Annotated in this window: 18 protein-coding genes; 15 read left to right on the top strand and 3 right to left on the bottom strand. The window is 39.3% G+C overall.

Annotated features, from left to right (window positions below; translation table 11 throughout):
- The first annotated feature begins 14 nt into the window (after nt 1-14).
- The 9 genes from E0709_RS04750 to E0709_RS04790 all read left to right on the top strand — a co-directional run bounded on the left by E0709_RS04750 (nt 15) and on the right by E0709_RS04790 (nt 9,379).
- Nucleotides 15-653 (top strand): nucleoside recognition domain-containing protein, encoded by a 639-nt coding sequence (locus tag E0709_RS04750; protein WP_132301028.1) that lies wholly within the window; start codon nt 15-17, stop codon nt 651-653.
- Nucleotides 650-1,114: a YjiG family protein gene (locus E0709_RS04755; RefSeq protein WP_132301026.1), complete on the top strand. Its 465-nt coding sequence runs from the start codon at nt 650-652 to the stop codon at nt 1,112-1,114. Before E0709_RS04750 ends, E0709_RS04755 begins: the two co-directional genes overlap by 4 nt.
- A 128-nt stretch (nt 1,115-1,242) precedes the next feature.
- Nucleotides 1,243-2,535, top strand: a complete 1,293-nt coding sequence (gene dcuC, locus E0709_RS04760; protein ID WP_132301024.1) for a C4-dicarboxylate transporter DcuC — start codon at nt 1,243-1,245, stop codon at nt 2,533-2,535.
- Nucleotides 2,536-2,678: 143 nt separating this feature from the next.
- Complete coding sequence (locus E0709_RS04765; protein WP_132301022.1) at nt 2,679-3,944, top strand: M20 family metallo-hydrolase; 1,266 nt, start codon at nt 2,679-2,681, stop codon at nt 3,942-3,944.
- A gap of 221 nt (nt 3,945-4,165) precedes the next feature.
- A complete protein-coding gene (gene lepA, locus E0709_RS04770; protein WP_132301020.1) occupies nt 4,166-5,959 on the top strand; it encodes a translation elongation factor 4 in 1,794 nt (597 codons plus the stop codon).
- A gap of 12 nt (nt 5,960-5,971) precedes the next feature.
- Nucleotides 5,972-6,994 carry a signal peptidase I gene (gene lepB, locus E0709_RS04775; RefSeq protein ID WP_132301018.1) on the top strand — a complete coding sequence of 341 codons (1,023 nt, stop codon included), beginning with the start codon at nt 5,972-5,974 and terminating at the stop codon, nt 6,992-6,994.
- Nucleotides 6,994-7,668, top strand: a complete 675-nt coding sequence (rnc, locus tag E0709_RS04780) for a ribonuclease III (RefSeq protein ID WP_132301016.1) — start codon at nt 6,994-6,996, stop codon at nt 7,666-7,668. The genes lepB and rnc overlap by 1 nt, the downstream gene beginning before the upstream one ends.
- The gene (gene era, locus E0709_RS04785) at nt 7,668-8,612 is read left to right on the top strand and encodes a GTPase Era (protein WP_132301014.1); all 945 of its coding nucleotides are present in this window, start codon (nt 7,668-7,670) and stop codon (nt 8,610-8,612) included. Before rnc ends, era begins: the two co-directional genes overlap by 1 nt.
- A 146-nt stretch (nt 8,613-8,758) precedes the next feature.
- Nucleotides 8,759-9,379 carry a biliverdin-producing heme oxygenase gene (locus E0709_RS04790; protein WP_132301012.1) on the top strand — a complete coding sequence of 207 codons (621 nt, stop codon included), beginning with the start codon at nt 8,759-8,761 and terminating at the stop codon, nt 9,377-9,379.
- 134 nt (nt 9,380-9,513) lie between these two features.
- Here the strand turns inward: E0709_RS04790 and E0709_RS04795 are convergent, their stop codons facing one another.
- Nucleotides 9,514-10,326, bottom strand: a complete 813-nt coding sequence (locus tag E0709_RS04795; RefSeq protein ID WP_132301010.1) for a sulfite exporter TauE/SafE family protein — start codon at nt 10,324-10,326, stop codon at nt 9,514-9,516.
- A 142-nt stretch (nt 10,327-10,468) separates the two neighbouring features.
- Here E0709_RS04795 and E0709_RS04800 point away from each other — a divergent pair, with 142 nt between their 5' ends.
- From E0709_RS04800 to E0709_RS04825, 6 genes are all read left to right on the top strand, one after another.
- Nucleotides 10,469-11,566, top strand: a complete 1,098-nt coding sequence (locus tag E0709_RS04800) for an anaerobic sulfatase maturase (RefSeq protein ID WP_132301008.1) — start codon at nt 10,469-10,471, stop codon at nt 11,564-11,566.
- 273 nt (nt 11,567-11,839) lie between these two features.
- A complete protein-coding gene (locus E0709_RS04805; protein ID WP_243640848.1) occupies nt 11,840-12,817 on the top strand; it encodes a tripartite tricarboxylate transporter substrate binding protein in 978 nt (325 codons plus the stop codon).
- Nucleotides 12,818-12,884: 67 nt separating this feature from the next.
- On the top strand, nt 12,885-13,337 hold the full coding sequence (locus tag E0709_RS04810) for a tripartite tricarboxylate transporter TctB family protein (protein WP_132301006.1): 453 nt from the start codon (nt 12,885-12,887) through the stop codon (nt 13,335-13,337).
- Between the two features lie 9 nt (nt 13,338-13,346).
- The gene (locus E0709_RS04815) at nt 13,347-14,846 is read left to right on the top strand and encodes a tripartite tricarboxylate transporter permease (protein ID WP_132301004.1); all 1,500 of its coding nucleotides are present in this window, start codon (nt 13,347-13,349) and stop codon (nt 14,844-14,846) included.
- A gap of 20 nt (nt 14,847-14,866) precedes the next feature.
- A complete protein-coding gene (locus E0709_RS04820; protein WP_132301002.1) occupies nt 14,867-16,228 on the top strand; it encodes a sulfatase family protein in 1,362 nt (453 codons plus the stop codon).
- 350 nt (nt 16,229-16,578) lie between these two features.
- The gene (locus tag E0709_RS04825; RefSeq protein WP_132301000.1) at nt 16,579-17,130 is read left to right on the top strand and encodes a Crp/Fnr family transcriptional regulator; all 552 of its coding nucleotides are present in this window, start codon (nt 16,579-16,581) and stop codon (nt 17,128-17,130) included.
- 49 nt (nt 17,131-17,179) lie between these two features.
- Here the strand turns inward: E0709_RS04825 and E0709_RS04830 are convergent, their stop codons facing one another.
- Together E0709_RS04830 and ffh are read right to left on the bottom strand one after the other, a co-directional pair.
- On the bottom strand, nt 17,180-17,644 hold the full coding sequence (locus E0709_RS04830; protein ID WP_132300998.1) for a surface-adhesin E family protein: 465 nt from the start codon (nt 17,642-17,644) through the stop codon (nt 17,180-17,182).
- Nucleotides 17,645-17,832: 188 nt separating this feature from the next.
- Nucleotides 17,833-19,221, bottom strand: a complete 1,389-nt coding sequence (gene ffh, locus E0709_RS04835; RefSeq protein WP_132300996.1) for a signal recognition particle protein — start codon at nt 19,219-19,221, stop codon at nt 17,833-17,835.
- Nucleotides 19,222-19,336 lie beyond the last annotated feature (115 nt).

The following is a 19,336-nucleotide window of genomic DNA, read 5'->3' on the forward strand; positions in this document are numbered from 1 at the left end:
AAGGAGAGAATATTATGAATGACGAAATGGGTCAAAAAAAACTTATTGTAGGGACGGTGTCTTTAGTCTGTGCCATTATTTTCTTTGGAGGGGTTGCCAAAGACTTATGGGGTGGCATCTTTGATTTTAGTCAGCTAGCTGGCAAATTTCCTGAATGGTTAAAAACATCGGGTGGGTCAGGTGCTAGGGGCGGCTTTTTATTCGCTTTAACCTTAGCACCAAGCGTCATGTTGGCACTCGCTTTTGTGGCGGTTTTTGAACATTATGGCGCATTATCGGCTGCTTCCAGATGGCTTACACCAATTTTAAAACCTATTATTGGTATTCCCGGTATTTGTTCAATTTCAATGATAGCCAGTTTTCAAAGTACAGATGCCGGCAGTTCAACGACTAAAATGTTACGCACGGATGGGAAAATTAGCTATAAAGAAATGTTAATTTTTGCTGCTTTCCAATTTAGTGGTGGTGCAATGATTACTAATTTCCTTGCTTCTTTCGCGCCATTATTATCTCTTTCTGATAATGAAGGGCATTCTGGTGTTACGTCAATAGCTTTATGTTTAGGTATTATTTTTGTATTTAAGATTTTTGGTGCAAATTTAATGCGTCTTTATGTAAAAAAATTTGTGAAAGATGATGAGGTGGAAGTATGAGTACAGAAAATGGAAAAAAATTGATCACCGATATTTTTGCGGCAGGTGCAAGAAATGGTTGGAACTTGTCGGTACATAGTATGATCCCCAATGTATTAATGGCATTTGTGATCATTTATATACTCAATATGTCTGGGATATTAAAAATCATTGCTGATTATACTGGCTTTATTATGGCACCGCTTGGGCTTCCGGGGGAATCCATTGCTGTGATATTAGCTACTTTCTTAAGTTCTGGTGGCGGTGCAGGTGCATTAGTAGCGTTAGTGCAAGAGGGCATATTAAATGCACATCATATTGCCATTTTATTACCGGGTCTTGCCTTGGTGGGTTCAATCGTACAATATATGGGACGCATATTAGGGGTATTAGGTGTACCGGGAAAACATTACTTTTTCTTATATGGGATTTGTATGATTAATGCCTATTTAGCTATGTTGGTAATGCGTTTTATTCTTTAAATCTGAAATAGTTATAAAGGCAAAGTAATGTCGTGGTAATCCAAAATAGTATTGCCACGATTTTTGATTTTAAATGTGCGGTCTTATGTGTATTTACAGACTCAACATATGATTATTAAGGAGTTATTATGGCTGGATTTAATTCTATTATAGCGATCTTAGGTATAATCGTGACGATTTATCTTCTCATTAAAAAATACGAAACGCGTACCGTATTAATTGGTGTGGGTTTAATTATGGCAATTGTCACCTTGAAACCCATGGAAGCCTTAGATGCGTTTGCCAAATCTATGACATCAGGTGGCTTGATTATGGCGATTTGTTCGAGCATGGGGTTTGCCTATGTAATGAAATTTACTCGTTGCGATAGCCATTTAGTGCATTTACTGACTAAACCATTGAGTGGTTTAAAATTCTTTTTAATTCCTATTGCGACCATTCTCACGTTTTTTATTAATATTGCCATTCCATCCGCCGCAGGTTGTGCGGCGGCTGTGGGGGCAACCTTAATTCCAGTGTTAAAAAGTGCTGGCGTACGTCCTGCGACGGCTGGGGCAGCAATTTTAGCAGGGACTTTTGGTTCAATGATGAGTCCGGGGTCATCTCATTCTGCGATGATTAGCGAAATGTCAGGCTTAACCATTACCCAAGTTAATCTTTCCCATGCGCCTTATACTATGGTTGCGGGAGCGATTGGGGCGTTAGTATTGACAATTCTGGCTATCATACTTAAAGATTATGGTGAGCAACATCGGCAAGCCTATATGCAAGAAAACAAAGAAACCGAAGCACATTTTGAAAAAGTCAATCCATTCTATGCACTTGCGCCGTTAGTTCCTTTAGTGATTTTGGTGATTGGTGGTACATCATTACAACAGGTTTCAGGTTTGGAATGGACCAAAATGGGCGTGCCACAAGCCATGTTAATCGGAGCGATTTATGCCCTTGTGGTGACACGTATTTCACCGATTAAAATCACCGAAGAATTTTTTAATGGTATGGGGAATTCCTATGCCAACGTATTAGGTATTATCATTGCAGCAAGCGTCTTTGTATCAGGTTTAAAAGCCACTGGTGCGGTGGATTCTGCCATCGAATTTCTAAAACAATCTAATGATTTTGTGCGTTGGGGAGCGACCATCGGTCCATTCTTAATGGGGGTAGTGACAGGTTCTGGCGATGCAGCCGCTATAGCCTTTAATACTGCCGTAACACCGCATGCCGTCGAATTAGGTTATACTCATATTAATTTAGGTATGGCGGCGGCGATTGCTGGGGCGATTGGTCGTACCGCTTCACCAATTGCAGGAGTGACCATTGTTTGTGCAGGATTAGCCATGGTAAATCCGGTAGATATGGTAAAACGTACTGCGCCGGGAATGATCTTGGCGACTTTATTTTTAGCGTTGTTTATGTTGTAAAACCCACGCAAAATACACCGCACTTCGCAAAATATCGTAGGGTCGGACCGATTGTCCGACCGAAAACTACGATTCGAATTTAACAGGGGCGGGCAACCGGTCCGACCCTATGATTACCTAATAATAGTTAAAAGGAATGATAAATGACAGATTTAAACCAATTAATTCAATGGCGACGTGAATTTCATCGTTTTCCTGAAACAGGTTGGAGCGAATTTTGGACAACCAGTCGTATCGCCGATTATTTAGAGGAAATGGGAGCAGAATTGCTATTTGGTAAGCAGATTATTAATTCTGAATTTGTGCGTGGACGTAATCAAAAAGTGGTGGATAAAGGGATTCAAAATGCCCTTGCTTATGGTGCAAAGCAAAAATGGTTAGATAAAATGGACGGCTACACAGGTTGCGTAGCCATTTTTGATTCAGGCAAAGCGGGCAAAACCGTAGCATTACGTTTTGATATTGACTGCGTAAATGTGGGCGAAACCAAAGCAGAAAATCATATTCCAAATCAGCTTGGTTTTGCCTCTATCAATGACGGGTTTATGCATGCTTGCGGGCATGATGGACACATTACCATAGGTTTGGGTACGGCGTTATGGTTATCACAAAATAAAGACAAATATACAGGCAAAGTGAAAATTGTATTCCAACCTGCGGAAGAAGGTGTACGTGGAGCAGCCGCGATTGCTGCCAGTGGCGTAATTGATGATGCCGATTATTTTGCTAGTTCGCATATTAGTTTTTGTGCCTTTAGTGGTACAGTCATCCCTGATTTAAAAAATTTCTTATCTACTACTAAAATTGACATTCGTTATCGTGGTAAACCTGCTCATGCAGGAGCAGCTCCTCATTTAGGACGAAATGCTTTGCTAGCCGCCGCTCACGCTGTCACTCAATTACACGGTATTGCTCGCCACGGTAGCGGTATGACTCGTATCAACGTAGGTGTATTAAATGCAGGCGAAGGGCGAAATGTGGTGCCGAGTAAAGCGGAAATTCAGCTCGAAGTGCGGGGTGAAAATAAAGAGATTAACCAATATATGGTGGATCAGGTTATGCAAATCGCCAGAGGGGCTGCCATCAGTTTTGATGTAGCTTACGAAACTGAAATTATGGGGGAAGCAGTGGATATGAGTAACGATAAAGCGTTAGTAGAGTTAGTCAGCGAAATTGCTTTGCAGCAGCCACAAGTCAACGAAATTGTGGATTATGCCTTTAATGCCAGCGAAGATGCCACCATCCTTGGCAGACGAGTACAAGAGCAGGGTGGCAAAGCCATTTATTTTATTCTCGGTGCTGACCGCACCGCAGGTCATCACGAAGCCGAATTTGATTTTGATGAACGCCAGTTAGAAACAGGTGTAAATGTTTATACGGCGTTGGTGGGACGGTTGTTGGGGGATTAAATAAATCATGGCAATAAAATAATATTGCCATGATGTTTATTTAGTAACAACTTTGTTTTTTATTCACAATTCTTACCGGATTATTCTGTTTTTTCCCCTGTTGCTTACGTAACGTTGAATATTCCGGTGGAATTTTTTTTACCGCACTTCTAGCGAATAAACCACATTTCAGGTACAATTCCTCGATTATCTTTTAGGGACTTATTATTTAATTATTTTATATGCAAAATATTCGTAACTTTTCTATCATCGCCCATATTGACCACGGAAAATCAACCCTTTCCGACCGTTTGATCCAAACTTGTGGCGGTTTATCAGATCGTGAAATGGAAGCTCAGGTATTGGATTCCATGGATCTTGAGCGTGAGCGTGGAATTACTATCAAAGCACAAAGTGTCACCTTAAACTATAAAGCTAAAAATGGTGAGACTTATCAATTAAATTTTATCGATACACCGGGACATGTTGACTTTTCTTATGAAGTTTCTCGTTCTTTAGCTGCTTGCGAGGGGGCATTATTGGTGGTTGATGCGGGACAAGGGGTAGAAGCTCAAACCTTAGCGAATTGCTATACAGCGTTAGATATGAATTTAGAAGTGGTACCGATTTTAAATAAAATAGACTTACCCGCAGCTGAACCAGAACGTGTCGCGGAAGAAATTGAAGATATTGTAGGCATTGATGCCATTGAAGCGGTACGTTGTTCCGCTAAAACGGGTGTGGGGATTGAGGATGTATTAGAAGAAATTGTAGCAAAAATTCCAGCACCAGAGGGTGATCCAAATGCCCCATTGCAAGCTTTAATTATTGATTCGTGGTTTGATAATTATTTGGGCGTCGTTTCCCTTGTTCGTGTAAAAAATGGCTCAATTAAAAAAGGTGATAAAATTAAAGTCATGAGTACTGGACAAGCCTATAATGTTGATCGTTTAGGAATTTTTACGCCAAAGCAGGTGGATACGGCAGAGTTAAAAACCGGCGAAGTAGGTTGGGTGGTTTGTGCGATTAAAGATATTTTAGGGGCACCTGTAGGGGATACCTTAACTCACCAACACCATTCTGCCACGCAAGTATTACCGGGCTTTAAAAAAGTAAAACCACAGGTTTATGCGGGTTTATTCCCGATTAGTTCAGACGATTATGAAGCGTTCCGTGATGCGTTAGGTAAATTAAGTCTGAATGATGCATCATTGTTCTATGAACCTGAAAATTCCACCGCACTTGGGTTTGGTTTTCGTTGTGGTTTCTTAGGTTTATTACACATGGAAATCATTCAAGAGCGTTTAGAACGTGAGTACGATCTTGATTTGATTACCACTGCACCTACCGTAGTGTACGAAGTTGAACTCACTAACGGTGATGTTGTCTATATAGACAGCCCAGCGAAGTTGCCACCATTAAGCAACATTGCGGATATTCGTGAGCCGATTGCGGAATGTAATATGCTGGTGCCACAAGATTATTTGGGTAATGTGATCACCCTTTGTATTGAAAAACGTGGGGTGCAAACCAATATGGTATATCACGGTAATCAAATAGCATTGACTTATGAAATTCCGATGGGCGAAGTGGTATTAGATTTCTTCGACCGTTTGAAATCCACATCTCGTGGTTATGCTTCGTTAGATTATGGTTTTAAACGTTTCCAGTCTGCTAATATGGTGCGAGTGGATATTATGATTAATGGTGATCGGGTAGATGCACTGGCATTAATTGTACATAAAGATAATGCTGCCTATCGTGGGCGTGAATTAGTGGAAAAAATGAAAGAATTGATTCCACGTCAACAATTTGATATTGCGATTCAAGCTGCCATTGGGAATCAGATTATTGCACGTTCTACTGTAAAACAGTTGCGTAAAAATGTGTTAGCAAAATGCTATGGTGGGGACGTGAGCCGTAAGAAAAAACTGTTGCAGAAACAGAAAGAAGGTAAAAAACGTATGAAACAACTCGGTAATGTGGAAGTACCACAGGAAGCGTTTTTAGCGATTTTACACGTTGGAAAAGACTAAATAAGGGAAACTATGTCAAAACTTTTTCTACCTATTTTATTAGTGGTGGGCTTTGCGGTTTGGAAAGTGTTAGATTATTTGCAATTACCTAATACATTCTCCATTTTATTGATTTTATTCACCGCACTTTCAGGTGTATTGTGGTGCTATCATCGTTTTTCCGTGTTGCCACGTCGTCGCCGTCAAATTGCTCGTACGGAACAACGTACCGGGCAAACCTTAAGTGATGAAGAAAAAGCCCAAATTGAGCCGATTGGTGAAGGAGAAGAATTTATTTCGTCTTTATTCCCCGTGTTAGCCTTTGTGTTAATTTTGCGTTCTTTTGTATTTGAACCATTCCAAATTCCATCACAATCCATGGAGCCAACCTTGCGAGTGGGCGATTTTATTGTAGTGGAAAAATATGCTTACGGTATTAAAGATCCTGTGTTTCAAAATACCTTAGTTGAAACTGGCAATGTGCAACGTGGTGATGTGGTTGTGTTTAAAGCCCCGCCTCAACCAAATGTTGATTATATTAAACGTGTGATAGGTATTGGCGGAGATCGTGTGCTGTATAATGAGTTGGAAAGAAAACTCACGATTATTTATGCTAAAGATGGCGAGCCTTGTGAAGAAAATTGCGAAAGTAAGGAATTTGCTTATAGTCAGCCACAACAAAATGATGAATTCAAAGCTATTATTGGTAGAAATCCAGACGGTAGTTTTATTTATGGTCCGAGTATGTTGGAATTAACGGAAACGGGAGATGTAGATCATCAAATTCATTGGTTCCCAGAACCAATTTCTGAAGGTTATCGTTATAAAGATTACGAGAAACAAGAGTATTATGTCACCGAATGGATAGTACCAGCCGGGCAATATTTTATGATGGGAGATAATCGTAATATGAGTGAAGATAGTCGTTTCTGGGGTTTTGTACCAGAAAAAAATATTGTGGGGAAAGCCACTTATATTTGGTTGAGTTTAGATAAAAAACCAAATGAATGGCCAACCGGTATTCGTTCTGAACGCTTATTTACGAAAATTAAATAATGAATGATTTAACCAGATTACAAGACAAGATTGGTTATCAATTTACTGATCTTGCTTTGCTAAAACAGGCTTTAACGCACCGTAGTGCGGCCAAAATACATAATGAACGCCTAGAGTTTTTAGGTGATGCTATTTTAAATTTAACTATTGCTCAATCCTTGTATCAGCAGTTTCCAAAATGTAATGAGGGGGAATTGAGTCGTATGCGAGCAACATTAGTTCGAGAACAAACCCTCGCAGAATTAGCACGTCAATTTGAACTTGGTCATTATTTAGTACTTGGTTCAGGTGAGCTTAAAAGTGGTGGCTTTCGCCGAGCCTCTATTTTGGCGGATTGTGTCGAAGCGATTATTGGGGCAATGTCCTTAGATAGCGATTTGAATAGTACTATGGTGATTATTTGTCATTGGTATGCAAAACAATTAGGGGCAATTAAACCGGGTGAAAATCAAAAAGATCCGAAAACACGTTTGCAAGAATATTTGCAGGGTAAAGGATTAAGCTTACCAAGCTATCATATTATTAAAACCGAAGGCGAAGCCCATTGTCAAACCTTTACTGTAGAATGTAACGCGGAAAATTTAGACCGCACTTTTATCGGTGTAGCAGGCAGTCGTCGTAAGGCGGAACAAGCGGCTGCCGAACAAATTTTAAAAGAACTGGATATTACCTAATGACAGAAGAAATTTTACATGATGTAAACAACGATAATCAACCAGCCACTGAAACCTATTGTGGCTTTATTGCTATTGTCGGTCGCCCTAATGTAGGAAAATCTACCTTATTAAATAAAATTCTAGGGCAAAAAGTATCTATTACTTCACGTAAAGCCCAAACTACTCGCCACCGCATTGTAGGGATTGATACGGACGGTGCTTATCAAGCGGTTTATGTCGATACTCCGGGATTACATATTGAAGAAAAACGCGCCATTAATCGTTTAATGAACCGTGCGGCTAGCAGTGCTATTGGCGATGTGGATTTGATTATTTTTGTGGTGGATGGTACGCACTGGAATGAAGATGATGATATGGTGTTAAACAAATTACGCCAAGTAAAAACGCCAGTGGTGTTAGCTATTAACAAAATTGATAACGTAAAAAATAAAGATGAATTATTGCCGTTTATTACTGAATTAAGTGGAAAATTTAACTTTAAAGAAATTGTACCAATTTCTGCTCAACGTGGTAACAACGTACATAATTTGAAAAAAATTGTGCGAGATTCGTTGAAAAAAGGCGAGCATCATTTTCCAGAAGATTATGTCACTGACCGCTCACAACGTTTTATGGCATCCGAAATTATCCGTGAAAAACTCATGCGTTTTATGGGCGAAGAATTACCTTATTCGGTGACGGTGGAAATTGAACAATTTAAACTCAATGAACGTGGTACTTACGAAATTAACGGCTTGATTTTAGTAGAACGTGACGGTCAGAAAAAAATGGTGATCGGTCAAGGTGGACAAAAAATTAAAGTGATTGGTACCGAAGCTCGTCAAGATATGGAACGTTTATTTGATAACAAAGTACATTTAGAACTTTGGGTTAAAGTGAAATCGGGTTGGGCTGATGATGAAAGAGCGTTGCGTAGTTTGGGGTATGTGGAAGAATATTAATATTCAACGCTAAGTCTAAATAAGCTGTATTTGATGTGCAAGTTTTATAATTATCAAAAATTATTGATAATTATAATCAATTAAAGTATATTTGAACTCTTTTTCATTAAGGAAAATAATCTAAAGATCAATAGGAAATATAGAGTATGACACAACAACAAAAAACGTTTTCTGAACGCTTAAAAGCGGCTAATCGTATAACACATGACAGTGTGGATAATCTGGTGATGTCGGTAGAACCGTTTAAGAATAATGAAAATTATGCGAAATTTCTACAATTACAATCGGTTTTTCATAAAGTGGTGGATGGTATTTACAAAGATCCTGCGCTGAATAAAAAGATTCCAGAGCTTGAATACATGGCTCGTTATGATGCCGTAGTTAAGGATTTAGAGGTATTAAATAGCCAACCTTATGAATTTAAAGGCAACTTACCAACACCGCAAGGTAATGCTGCCGTTGGTTGGTTATATTGTGCAGAAGGTTCAAACCTGGGTGCGGCTTTCTTATATAAAGCGGCAGAAAAAAAACTCAATTTTGACGCAGAACATGGTGCGAGTCATCTTGCCGGTCATCCAGAAGGTCGTGGTAAACATTGGCGTGAATTTAAGGTGTATTTGGATAATTTAGGTTTAGATCCAAAAGCTGAAGATGAAGCTATTCAAGGGGCGAAAGACGCTTTTGCTTTTTATAAAGTGGTATTACGTGAGGTGTTTGGTTTGCCTGAGGGATATGAATCCCCGAATCAAAGGGCTTTTCACCCTTAAATAATCCCATAAGAAAGAGCAAGCCGATTAAAATGGCTTGCCTTTTTGTTTATTATACCCGAATATTAGCTTTTTTCTGATAGAGAGCAAGTCAAAGCATAGTAAATTTGGAGTATGCTTTTTTACATGATTGCTCAACTATACCATTGCAATATAGCCATATAACTGGCAATCATTAATAAGATCCATGCCAATAATCTTGTGGTTACTTGGGAGCTGAGTTTTCCCCTTAATTTCATTGAAAAGAAACTCATTGCAAAGGATGTGGACACTACAATAGCTACAATGGTAAAATTGACATAACCAATTTGCCAACTTCCGCTTAATTCTTTAGGTAAATCAACTTGGCGTGAAATATAGCCGATTAAGCTCCCCAATCCACCAATAAACATCATATAATTGGTATAAACAGCGATTTGTTTGGTTTGGACACTCTTTAATTGATTCACCAAAGGTGCCATTATAGAACCGCCACCGATCCCTGTAATACCTGCGATAAATCCCCCAAAAGCACAAACTAACATTCCAGTAAAATGTTCTTTTTTATCGGCTTTTTGTGTATTTTCGTAATTTTTTCTTTTAGATAAAAATGTTTTGAGTGCCAACAGGATTAATGTGATAACAAAAATGCTCACAATGCCTGTTTCTGCCAAAATAAAGCTTAATTCAAAGCCGAGTTGTACACCAATAATCATTCCAATTGACCACAGCAACATACTTTTGATATTAATACTAATATGTTGACGGCGAAATAAAATCAGATTAATTAAGGACGTGGACATCACAATAGTTAAAGATGTGGCTGCAATAATCTGCATTGGTATATTTGGGAACAGGGTTCGCAAAATTGGCACCATTAACACGCCCCCACCAATACCGAAGAGTGCGGAAACGATATTTGTCATTATTCCACTTAGCATTAAAACACTAATCATTGTTATCGTCATTGTTATCTCTCACAAAATATTTTTGTGAGTATTTTGCCGTTATCGGATTTCTTGGTGTTATGATAAAGATCATATAAGTTAAAATAATCGTCATTTATACTTGGGTCATATTCCTAAAGTGCGGTTCAAATAAGGACATTTTATGCAATCTCAACCTTTTCAAATTATGGCAAAACCCGCAGGTTCAATCTGCAATTTAGATTGCCATTATTGTTTTTATTTAGAAAAGCCGCACCTTGCTCAACGTCATATGGATTTTAACTTGTTGGAAAAATATATTGAAAATTATATTCACCAAACGCCACAACAAGAAGTGACTTTTCTTTGGCAAGGGGGCGAACCCACCTTGGCAGGTATTGATTTTTATCGCCAAGCAGTGAAATTACAACGGCGTTATGCAGGGCGTAAAAAAATCTATAATGCGTTGCAAACCAACGGCGTATTGCTTAATACAGAATGGGCAGAATTTTTGCGAGAACATCAATTTCTAGTAGGACTTTCTATTGATGGTACGGAAGCCATGCACGATGCTTACCGTGTTAGCAAAAGTCAGAAAGGCACGTTTAAACAAGTGATGGATGCCTTAAATTTGCTTAAAAGCCACCAAGTAGAATTTAATACACTTACCGTGGTACATAAAGGCAATGTAAAATCAGGGGCAGAAGTTTATCAATTTTTGCGAGAAATCGGCTCAACCTATATGCAATTTATCCCCTTAATGGGGGAATGGGAACAAAAAGCAAGTAGCGAAGACTATGGAAAAATGATGCGGGATATTTTTGATCAATGGTATCCCAATGATATTGGTCGCATTGGCGTACAGTTTATTGAGCAATGGTTAATGGCATATTTAGGCTTAGAACCGAGCCTGTGTATTTTCCGCAAAAATTGTGGCGATCAAATGATTATTGAACAAAATGGTGATATTTATAGTTGCGATCATTATGTTTATCCCGAATATAAATTAGGCAATTTAGTAGAAACCCCCTTGTTAGATATGACTTATTCACCGCAACAACAACGATTTGGACAAATGAAATCCCATCTTTCTGCACGTTGCCAACAATGCCGTTTTCAATTTGCTTGCCACGGTGGTTGCCCGAAACATCGCACAGTGCAAGGTTTTGGCGAACCCCATAACCAATTGTGTGAAGCTTATTATTCTACCTTAGAATACCTTGATCCTTACTTGAAACATTTAGCAAATTACCTAAGACAACAACATCAACATTCTTATTAAATGATGAATTCTTTCAACTATTTTCTGATTTTGTGATCTAGTTCACATTCTGAATATGACAATGATCATACTGCTCTTTTAAAATATCAGGTATTCTAACTGTAATATTTAGCCATGCAAAGGTGAATATGATGAAGAGCCATGACATGTTGAAAACTTCAGTTTGGCTAATTCTTATATCCAATAATTATATCTATTAATGAATAATTCTTATCCAAAGAATTTTGGTTTTTATATGATAATCAAATGATTAACAACACAAAGGTGAACATTATGAAAAGTTGGAAAAAAATGTTAGCAACGGTGGTTGCAGGAGTATTGAGTTTATCATTATTAAGCGGTTGTAAAGAAGATAAAAAAGCAGAATCGGCAAGCTGGCCAAGCCAACCCGTTACCATTATCACCCCGTGGGCGGTGGGTGGTTTAGCCGATCAAATTGCTCGGGCGATGACGGAATATGGCAAAGAACAATATGGTCAACCCTTATTGGCGGACAATATATTAGGTTCAGGCGGTGCGGTGGCGTTGACCGAATATTTGAAAGAAAAACCCAATACCCATAAATTGATTTTAGGTGGCGAAGGCAGTTTTGCTATCGCTCCACTGTCAATGAAAGTGGCGTATAAATTTGAAGATTATGTGCCAATCATCAATATTTATTCTTCTACCTTTGTTTTATTGGCAAACCCTAAAGTGGGTGTCGCCAGTTTTGATGATTTACAAAAACTGATTGCGACAGACAAAACTGTCAAAATTGCCACCAACGGCACAGCATCCAGTGAAGCCATGCAAGTAGCAGCATTGTTTACTGAAATGGAGGGTAAATTTAAAATTATTCCTTATGAGGGGGCGAATGAAGCTTTAACGGCGGTGGTATCTGGCGAAGTGGATTTTGCCGTCACCCACGCATCCTTGGCTCGTGAATTTGTGAAAGCAGGCAATGTAAATCCTGTGGTGGCATTTAATGAAAAACGTTTAGTGGACGATGTGTATAACTTAGATAGCGTAGTTGAACATGGTTATGACACTTGGATGACGAATATTTGTGCGGTCTTTATTCGTGCTGGAACAGATCAAGCCATTATTGACAAAAATTACACCGCACTTAAAGCCATTTTGGAGAATCCAAAATTGCAAGCCACTGCGAAAAATATCGGTTTAACCCTTGATATTAAAGACGGTGCAGCAGTGAAAGCCTATATTGATTCAACCATTGCGAAAGCGGAGAAATATTCTAAATTAGTGAAATAACATTAATTGAATTGCCCCTAATAGATTGGGGGTGATTCGCTTAGAATGTGCAGTTAGGAGAGTATCAATGAAAATTCAATTTAGGCAAGATTTAGTAGGATCAACAGTCTTTTTGATTGTCTCTGTGGTCATTTGGTATTTGATTCCAAGTCAAATTGTACTAACTCACGATGAACCTATTAACTCCCAAACCTTTCCCCGTTTAATTATTGGCTTAATGGGGTTATGTAGTTTGATTTTGTTGATTAAAGAACTGATTAAATGGGGGCGTAAACAGCCTGTCAAAATGGTGGAATTGCATTTTAAACAAGAGTCTCGTTCGGCGATGGTATTACTTTTGTTGGCGTTGTATTGGGGATTAATGCACTGGGTGCCGTTTGCTATTGCGTCCATTATTTTTTCAAGTTTAATGTTACTGTCCTTCGGTTGTCGTAACTGGCGGTATTACGCCATTGTGGCGGCAGTGATCCTGATTATTTCCGTGCTATTTGAATATGTGTTAAAGGTGTCATTACCATAAGGAGATTGTATGTGGGATTTAATGGTTTCAGGTTTTGGCGAGTTTTTTAACTGGGGCAGTTTTCTGTGGATAAATCTTGGGCTGTTTTTAGGCATTGTGTTTGGTTCTATCCCTGGTTTAACCGTAATGCTTTGTTTGGTGCTATTTTTGCCCATCACCTATTCTTTAGGGGCGATTCATTCCTTTATGTTCTTGTTGGGGATCTATTGTGCAGGCAGTTACGGTGGTTCTATTTCAGCAATTTTAATTAAAACCCCTGGTACACCGCACGCCGCCGCCACAATGTTAGATGGACATCCCCTTGCTACTCACGGACAAGCTCAAAAAGCCTTGAATATTGCTTTGTATGCGTCCTTTATTGGGGGGATTGTCAGTGCGTTAGTGTTGCTTTTTTTAGCACCTGAAGTAGCCAGCGTGGCAATGAAAATGGGATCGCCTGAATATTTTCTCATCTGTGCGTTCGGTTTAACCATTATTGCTGGTGTGAGCGGAGAAAGCCTATTAAAAGGCATTATTTCAGGTTGTTTAGGCTTGTTTTTATCCTTTATTGGCATGGATTTAATCAGTGGCAGCACAATGCGTTTTGCCTTTGATAACATCAATTTATACAGCGGATTTGATTTGGTGGTGGTATTGATTGGCTTATTTGCCTTGATTGAAATTATCAACAAAGGATCGACGTTAAAACCCGCTCACACCGAGAATGTGATGAGCAAATCATTGGATAAAGGTCGACTACAAAAAGGCGAATGGGGACGATTAATTAAACCAATGGGAATTGGTTCGCTTTCAGGCATTTTAGTGGGGATTATCCCGGGAACAGGGGCATCCATTGCGTCTTTCTTAAGTTATGACACATCACGCAAAGTGTCCAAAAAGCCCGAAGAATTTGGACACGGCTCCATTGAAGGCATTGCTGCTGCCGAATCCGCCAATAATGCCATTACGGGAACCGCATTAATTCCGTTACTCACCTTGGGTATCCCGGGTGATGCGGCTGTGGCGTTAATGTTGGGAGCCTTGATGATTAACGGCTTAACCCCTGGTCCGAATCTCTTTGAAACTCACGGATCATCGGTGTATGCCATTATGATCGGGTTGTTATTTGTGAATCTGTTTATGCTGCTTCAAGGCAAATATTTGCTCCGTTTCTTTGCCAAAGTGGTGAAAATTCCACAGGAAATTCTGATTCCAATTATCGCCGTATTCTGTTTTGCGGGAGCGTATTCACTCAAAGAATCCATGTTTGATGTGGGGACAACCATTGTGTTTGGCTTGATTGCCTACCTGATGGAAAAACTCGGTTTTTCTGCTGTGCCGACTTTGTTGGGAATGGTGCTCGGGGCATTAACCGAGAAAAATTTCCGCCGTTCCTTAATGATTTCAGATGGCAATTGGGATATTTTTATTAACCGTCCATTCTCGTTAGTCTTTTGTATTTTAATTGGCTTGGTGATTTTGAGCATTATTTGGAATAACACCAAAAAAGTGCGGTCAAAAAATGTGTAATTTTATGTAAGGAAAAAATAATGAGCAGACCGAATATTTTATTCTATTTTACCGATCAACAACGTTGGGACACCGTGGGGGTATATGGTCAACCCCTTGATATTACGCCAACTTTAGATAAACTCGCCGAAGACGGTGTCGTGTTTGAGCAAGCCTATTCATCACAACCTGTGTGCGGGCCTTGTCGTTCTATTTTCCAATCGGGTTTATATCCAACCCAAACAGGCTGTTTTCGCAATAATGTCGCTTTGCCGTTGAATATTAAAACCTTGGCGGATTATTTCACTGAAGACGGTTACGACACCGCTTATGTGGGCAAATGGCATTTAGCCAGCGATGGCGAATTAGAAAAAGAACCCGAAATAGATTACACCGTCACCGCCATTCCCCCTGAACGGCGGGGCGGTTACAAAGGCTTTTGGCGGGCAGCGGACGTACTCGAATTTACCTCACACGGTTATGACGGTTTTGTATTTGATGAAAATATGAATAAATGCGAATTTAAAGGCTATCGAGTGGATTGTATCACTGATTATGCCTTGGAATATTTGGATCAATACAACGGCGAAAAACCGTTTTTTATGACCATTTCCCATATTGAACCGCACCACCAAAACGATCGCCATTGTTATGAAGGCCCTGACGGTTCAAAAGTGCGGTTTAAACATTTCCAACTTCCGCACGATCTGGACGTGTTAAAAGGCAATGCGGCGGAAATGTACCCTGATTATCTCGGTTGCTGTCGCCGTTTAGATGATAATCTCGCTCGGGTGATTGAGAAGCTCAAAGAAAAAGGCTTATATGACAACACCATTATTATTTTCGCATCCGATCACGGTTCGCATTTTATGACCCGTAACCGTGACGAAAATCTCAACGGCTATGATGATTACAAACGTTCTTGCCACTCGTCCGCAATGCACGTTCCTCTGGTGATTACAGGCGGTGCATACAAAGGCGGCAAACGGATTAAAGATTTGGTGAGTACCGCCAGTCTGCCAAAAACTTTCTTGGCAATGGCAGGCATTGATGTGGGCGATAAAATGATCGGTGAAAATTTGCAAAACGTGGTGGAACACAAGGATCCAAACCGTTTAAATGAAGTTTTTGCACAAATTAGCGAAAGCCGAGTTGGGCGTTGCATTCGTACCGAAAAATACCTTTACAGCGTGTTTGCACCGAATAAAAACGGGGGCGAATATGCGGCAAGTGATGTGTATCAAGAAGATTTTCTATATGATTTGGAAAAAGATCCTTACGAGTTGACGAATTTGGTTAAAGATCCGAATTATGAAACGGCAAGAATTGAGTTGCGTGAAAAACTGTGTCAGCATTTAGCCATTGCCAAAGAAAGCAGACCCACGATTTTGCCAGCGGTATAGGGGAAACCTAGATCGGATTCATTTACACCGTATTTTGTTTGAGTGACCAAAGTGCGGTGTTTTTTGCATAAAAATAGGTGCAGATGTTTAGTTTCTGTGTTAATTATATCTTAGATGTTATTGTAGGGGCGTATTGCATACGCCCTAACCTAAATTTGCAAAAATGTTTAAAAATTTGGGGGGACATCAAAGGGCGTATGCAATACGCCCCTACAATATTAATACGAAATATAAATATTGCCAAATAGGTACATAAACGTGATCTAGTTCACAAATCGCTTATTTGGGTATAGTTTTTTCCATTAAATATTTATATCATTAATTTTTATGATAATAAATGAGAGAAAAGAATGGATTTTTTACCGAATGAATTGAAATGTTGCAAGTTAACCCCGTGGGTATTACAAGAAAAAACGACTGTAATTTACAGTCAAGGTCAGCGAGCAACGGAATTTTATTATGTTAAAAGTGGTTTAATCGGTTTATTCCATTTACTGGAAAATGGCAAAGAAAGTTTGTTACGGATTTATCAAGCGGGGGACTATTTTGGCTTTCGTACCTTGTTTAGTCATGACAGTTACCATTGTAGTGCTAAAGTATTGAAAGATGTGGAGTTGGATAAAATAGAATTACATGATTTATCAGCCTTTATTACAGCAAATCCTGATTTTGTCCACCATTTGATGATTCAACTAGCAGATGAATTACAGGACGCAGAACAGCGTTTAGCCAAAGCATCTTATACTCGTAGCCTAGATCGTGTTGCTGACAGCATTATGTATCTTAAAAAAGAATTTCCAGAATATGCTTGGACACATCGTGAAATTGCTGAATTCTCAGGGTGTGAGACGGAAACAGAGATCAGGATAAATCAAGAACTAAAAAGAAAAGGCATAATTTAAATTTGACAGCAGTAGCTTGTGGTATAGCTTATACCACAAGCTAATATTATTAATGATAAAAATTCGCACACATTACTTGTGCAACAGTGCCAAGTGTTGAACCATTACGTGGTTTCACTTGATGTTCACGATGTTTTTGGGGGGTAAATACGACCCCCTCACCCCAAAATTCAGAATATAAATGCGATCCTGTATGAGTCATAATATTAGTTTGACAATTTAAGATCTTATGTTGACGTACGGATTTTGTCATCAGATTTTTATCCTCGAAAATACGGTGTCCAACATGTAAATTAATCACGGTATCAAAGTTGATGAGATTATTTTTTGCACTATCTACCCAAATAGAAGACGTATCCACATAATATTGTGAATTTTGTGATAAACGAACAAAGCCAATTGCAGTTTTTTGTGGGGTATCTAATTGTTCACCGTGAATTAACGCTTGTCGTTCTGGTTGATTGCTACAAGCACTGATGGTTAATGCAGTAAGTAATAAAGCCATTTTTTTCATAATGATCTCCTTAGTGCTAGTGATTTAGCTACATTATGGCATATTTTTAGTAAATGTTGTGCTTTTATTTCGTATTATGTAGGGAAAGAGCAAAGCAAGAAAAATGCGGTGAAAAAGTTGACGTTTTTCCACCGCACTATGCTTCATCAAGGGGTACAAAGGATGATACCAAGAGTTACACAGGATAATTAGCGTTTAAACATTCCACCTAAACCAGCCAGTCCACCCATGCCTCCGCCCATCATGCCTTTCATCCCTTTCATCATTTTTGCCATACCACCACTCCGCATTTTTTTCATCATGCGTTGCATATCGTCAAATTGTTTGAGTAATTTATTGACATCTTGTACTTGCGTGCCTGAACCTAACGCAATACGGCGACGGCGTGAGCCTTTGATAATGTCAGGGTTAGCACGTTCTTTTAGGGTCATGGAATTGATGATCGCTTCCATTTTGATAAACATTTTATCATCCACTTGATTTTTCACATGATCGGGCAAGTTTTTTGCCCCCGGGAGTTTATCTAACATCGACATCATGCCGCCCATTTTTTTCATTTCGATCAGTTGCTCACGGAAATCTTCAAGGGTAAATTGATCACCCTTTTTGAATTTCTTCGCCATTTTTTCGGCTTTTTCTTGGTCGACAGAGCGTTGTAAATCTTCAATTAAAGAAAGGACATCGCCCATACCTAAAATACGTGATGCGACACGCTCAGGATGGAATGGTTCTAACGCATCCGTTTTTTCACCTACCCCTAAGAATTTAATCGGTTTACCTGTAATTTGGCGGATAGATAAGGCTGCACCACCACGTGCATCGCCATCGACTTTGGTTAAGATGACACCTGTTAATGGCAAGGCTTCATTAAAGGCTTTGGCTGTATTGGCAGCATCTTGTCCTGTCATGGCATCCACGGTAAACAGGGTTTCAATCGGATCAAGTGCGGTGTGAATTTGTTTAATTTCTTCCATCATTTCGCCGTCAACGTGCAAACGACCTGCGGTATCTACAATCAATACATCATAGAATTTTAATTTCGCATCGGCTTTAGCGGTTTTGGCAATGTCAACAGGATTTTGTTTGACATCAGATGGGAAGAAATCTACCCCAACGGATTGAGCTAAGGTTTCAAGTTGTTTAATCGCCGCCGGACGATACACGTCAGCAGACACCACTAATACTTTTTTCTTATGGCGTTCTTTTAAAAATTTCGCCAATTTACCCACAGAAGTGGTTTTACCTGCCCCTTGTAAACCTGCCATTAAAATGACCGCAGGAGGTTGGGTGGCAAGATTTAATTCTTCATTGGCTTGTCCCATCGCGGTTTCTAATTCGCTTTGTACGATTTTTAGAAATTCTTGCCCCGGTGTTAAACTCTTATTGACTTCTTCGCCGATAGCACGTTCTTTGACTTTATTAATAAATTCACGTACCACAGGTAAGGCAACGTCCGCTTCCAGCAATGCCATGCGGACTTCTCGTAAGGTATCTTTAATATTGTCTTCGGTTAAACGCCCTTTACCAGTAATGTTACGTAAGGTTTTTGATAGGCGATCAGATAAATTTTCAAACATATTTCGTTCTCGTATTGACAAAAAATTTATCCGATTATACCTGAATTTCCTTGTTTTCACTAGCAAAGGAAGTCTCTAATTGAAATTTCAATTTAGCACGGTTAAAATGAATCGT

The sequence above is a fragment of the Lonepinella koalarum genome, from assembly GCF_004565475.1.
GTDB lineage: Bacteria > Pseudomonadota > Gammaproteobacteria > Enterobacterales > Pasteurellaceae > Lonepinella > Lonepinella koalarum.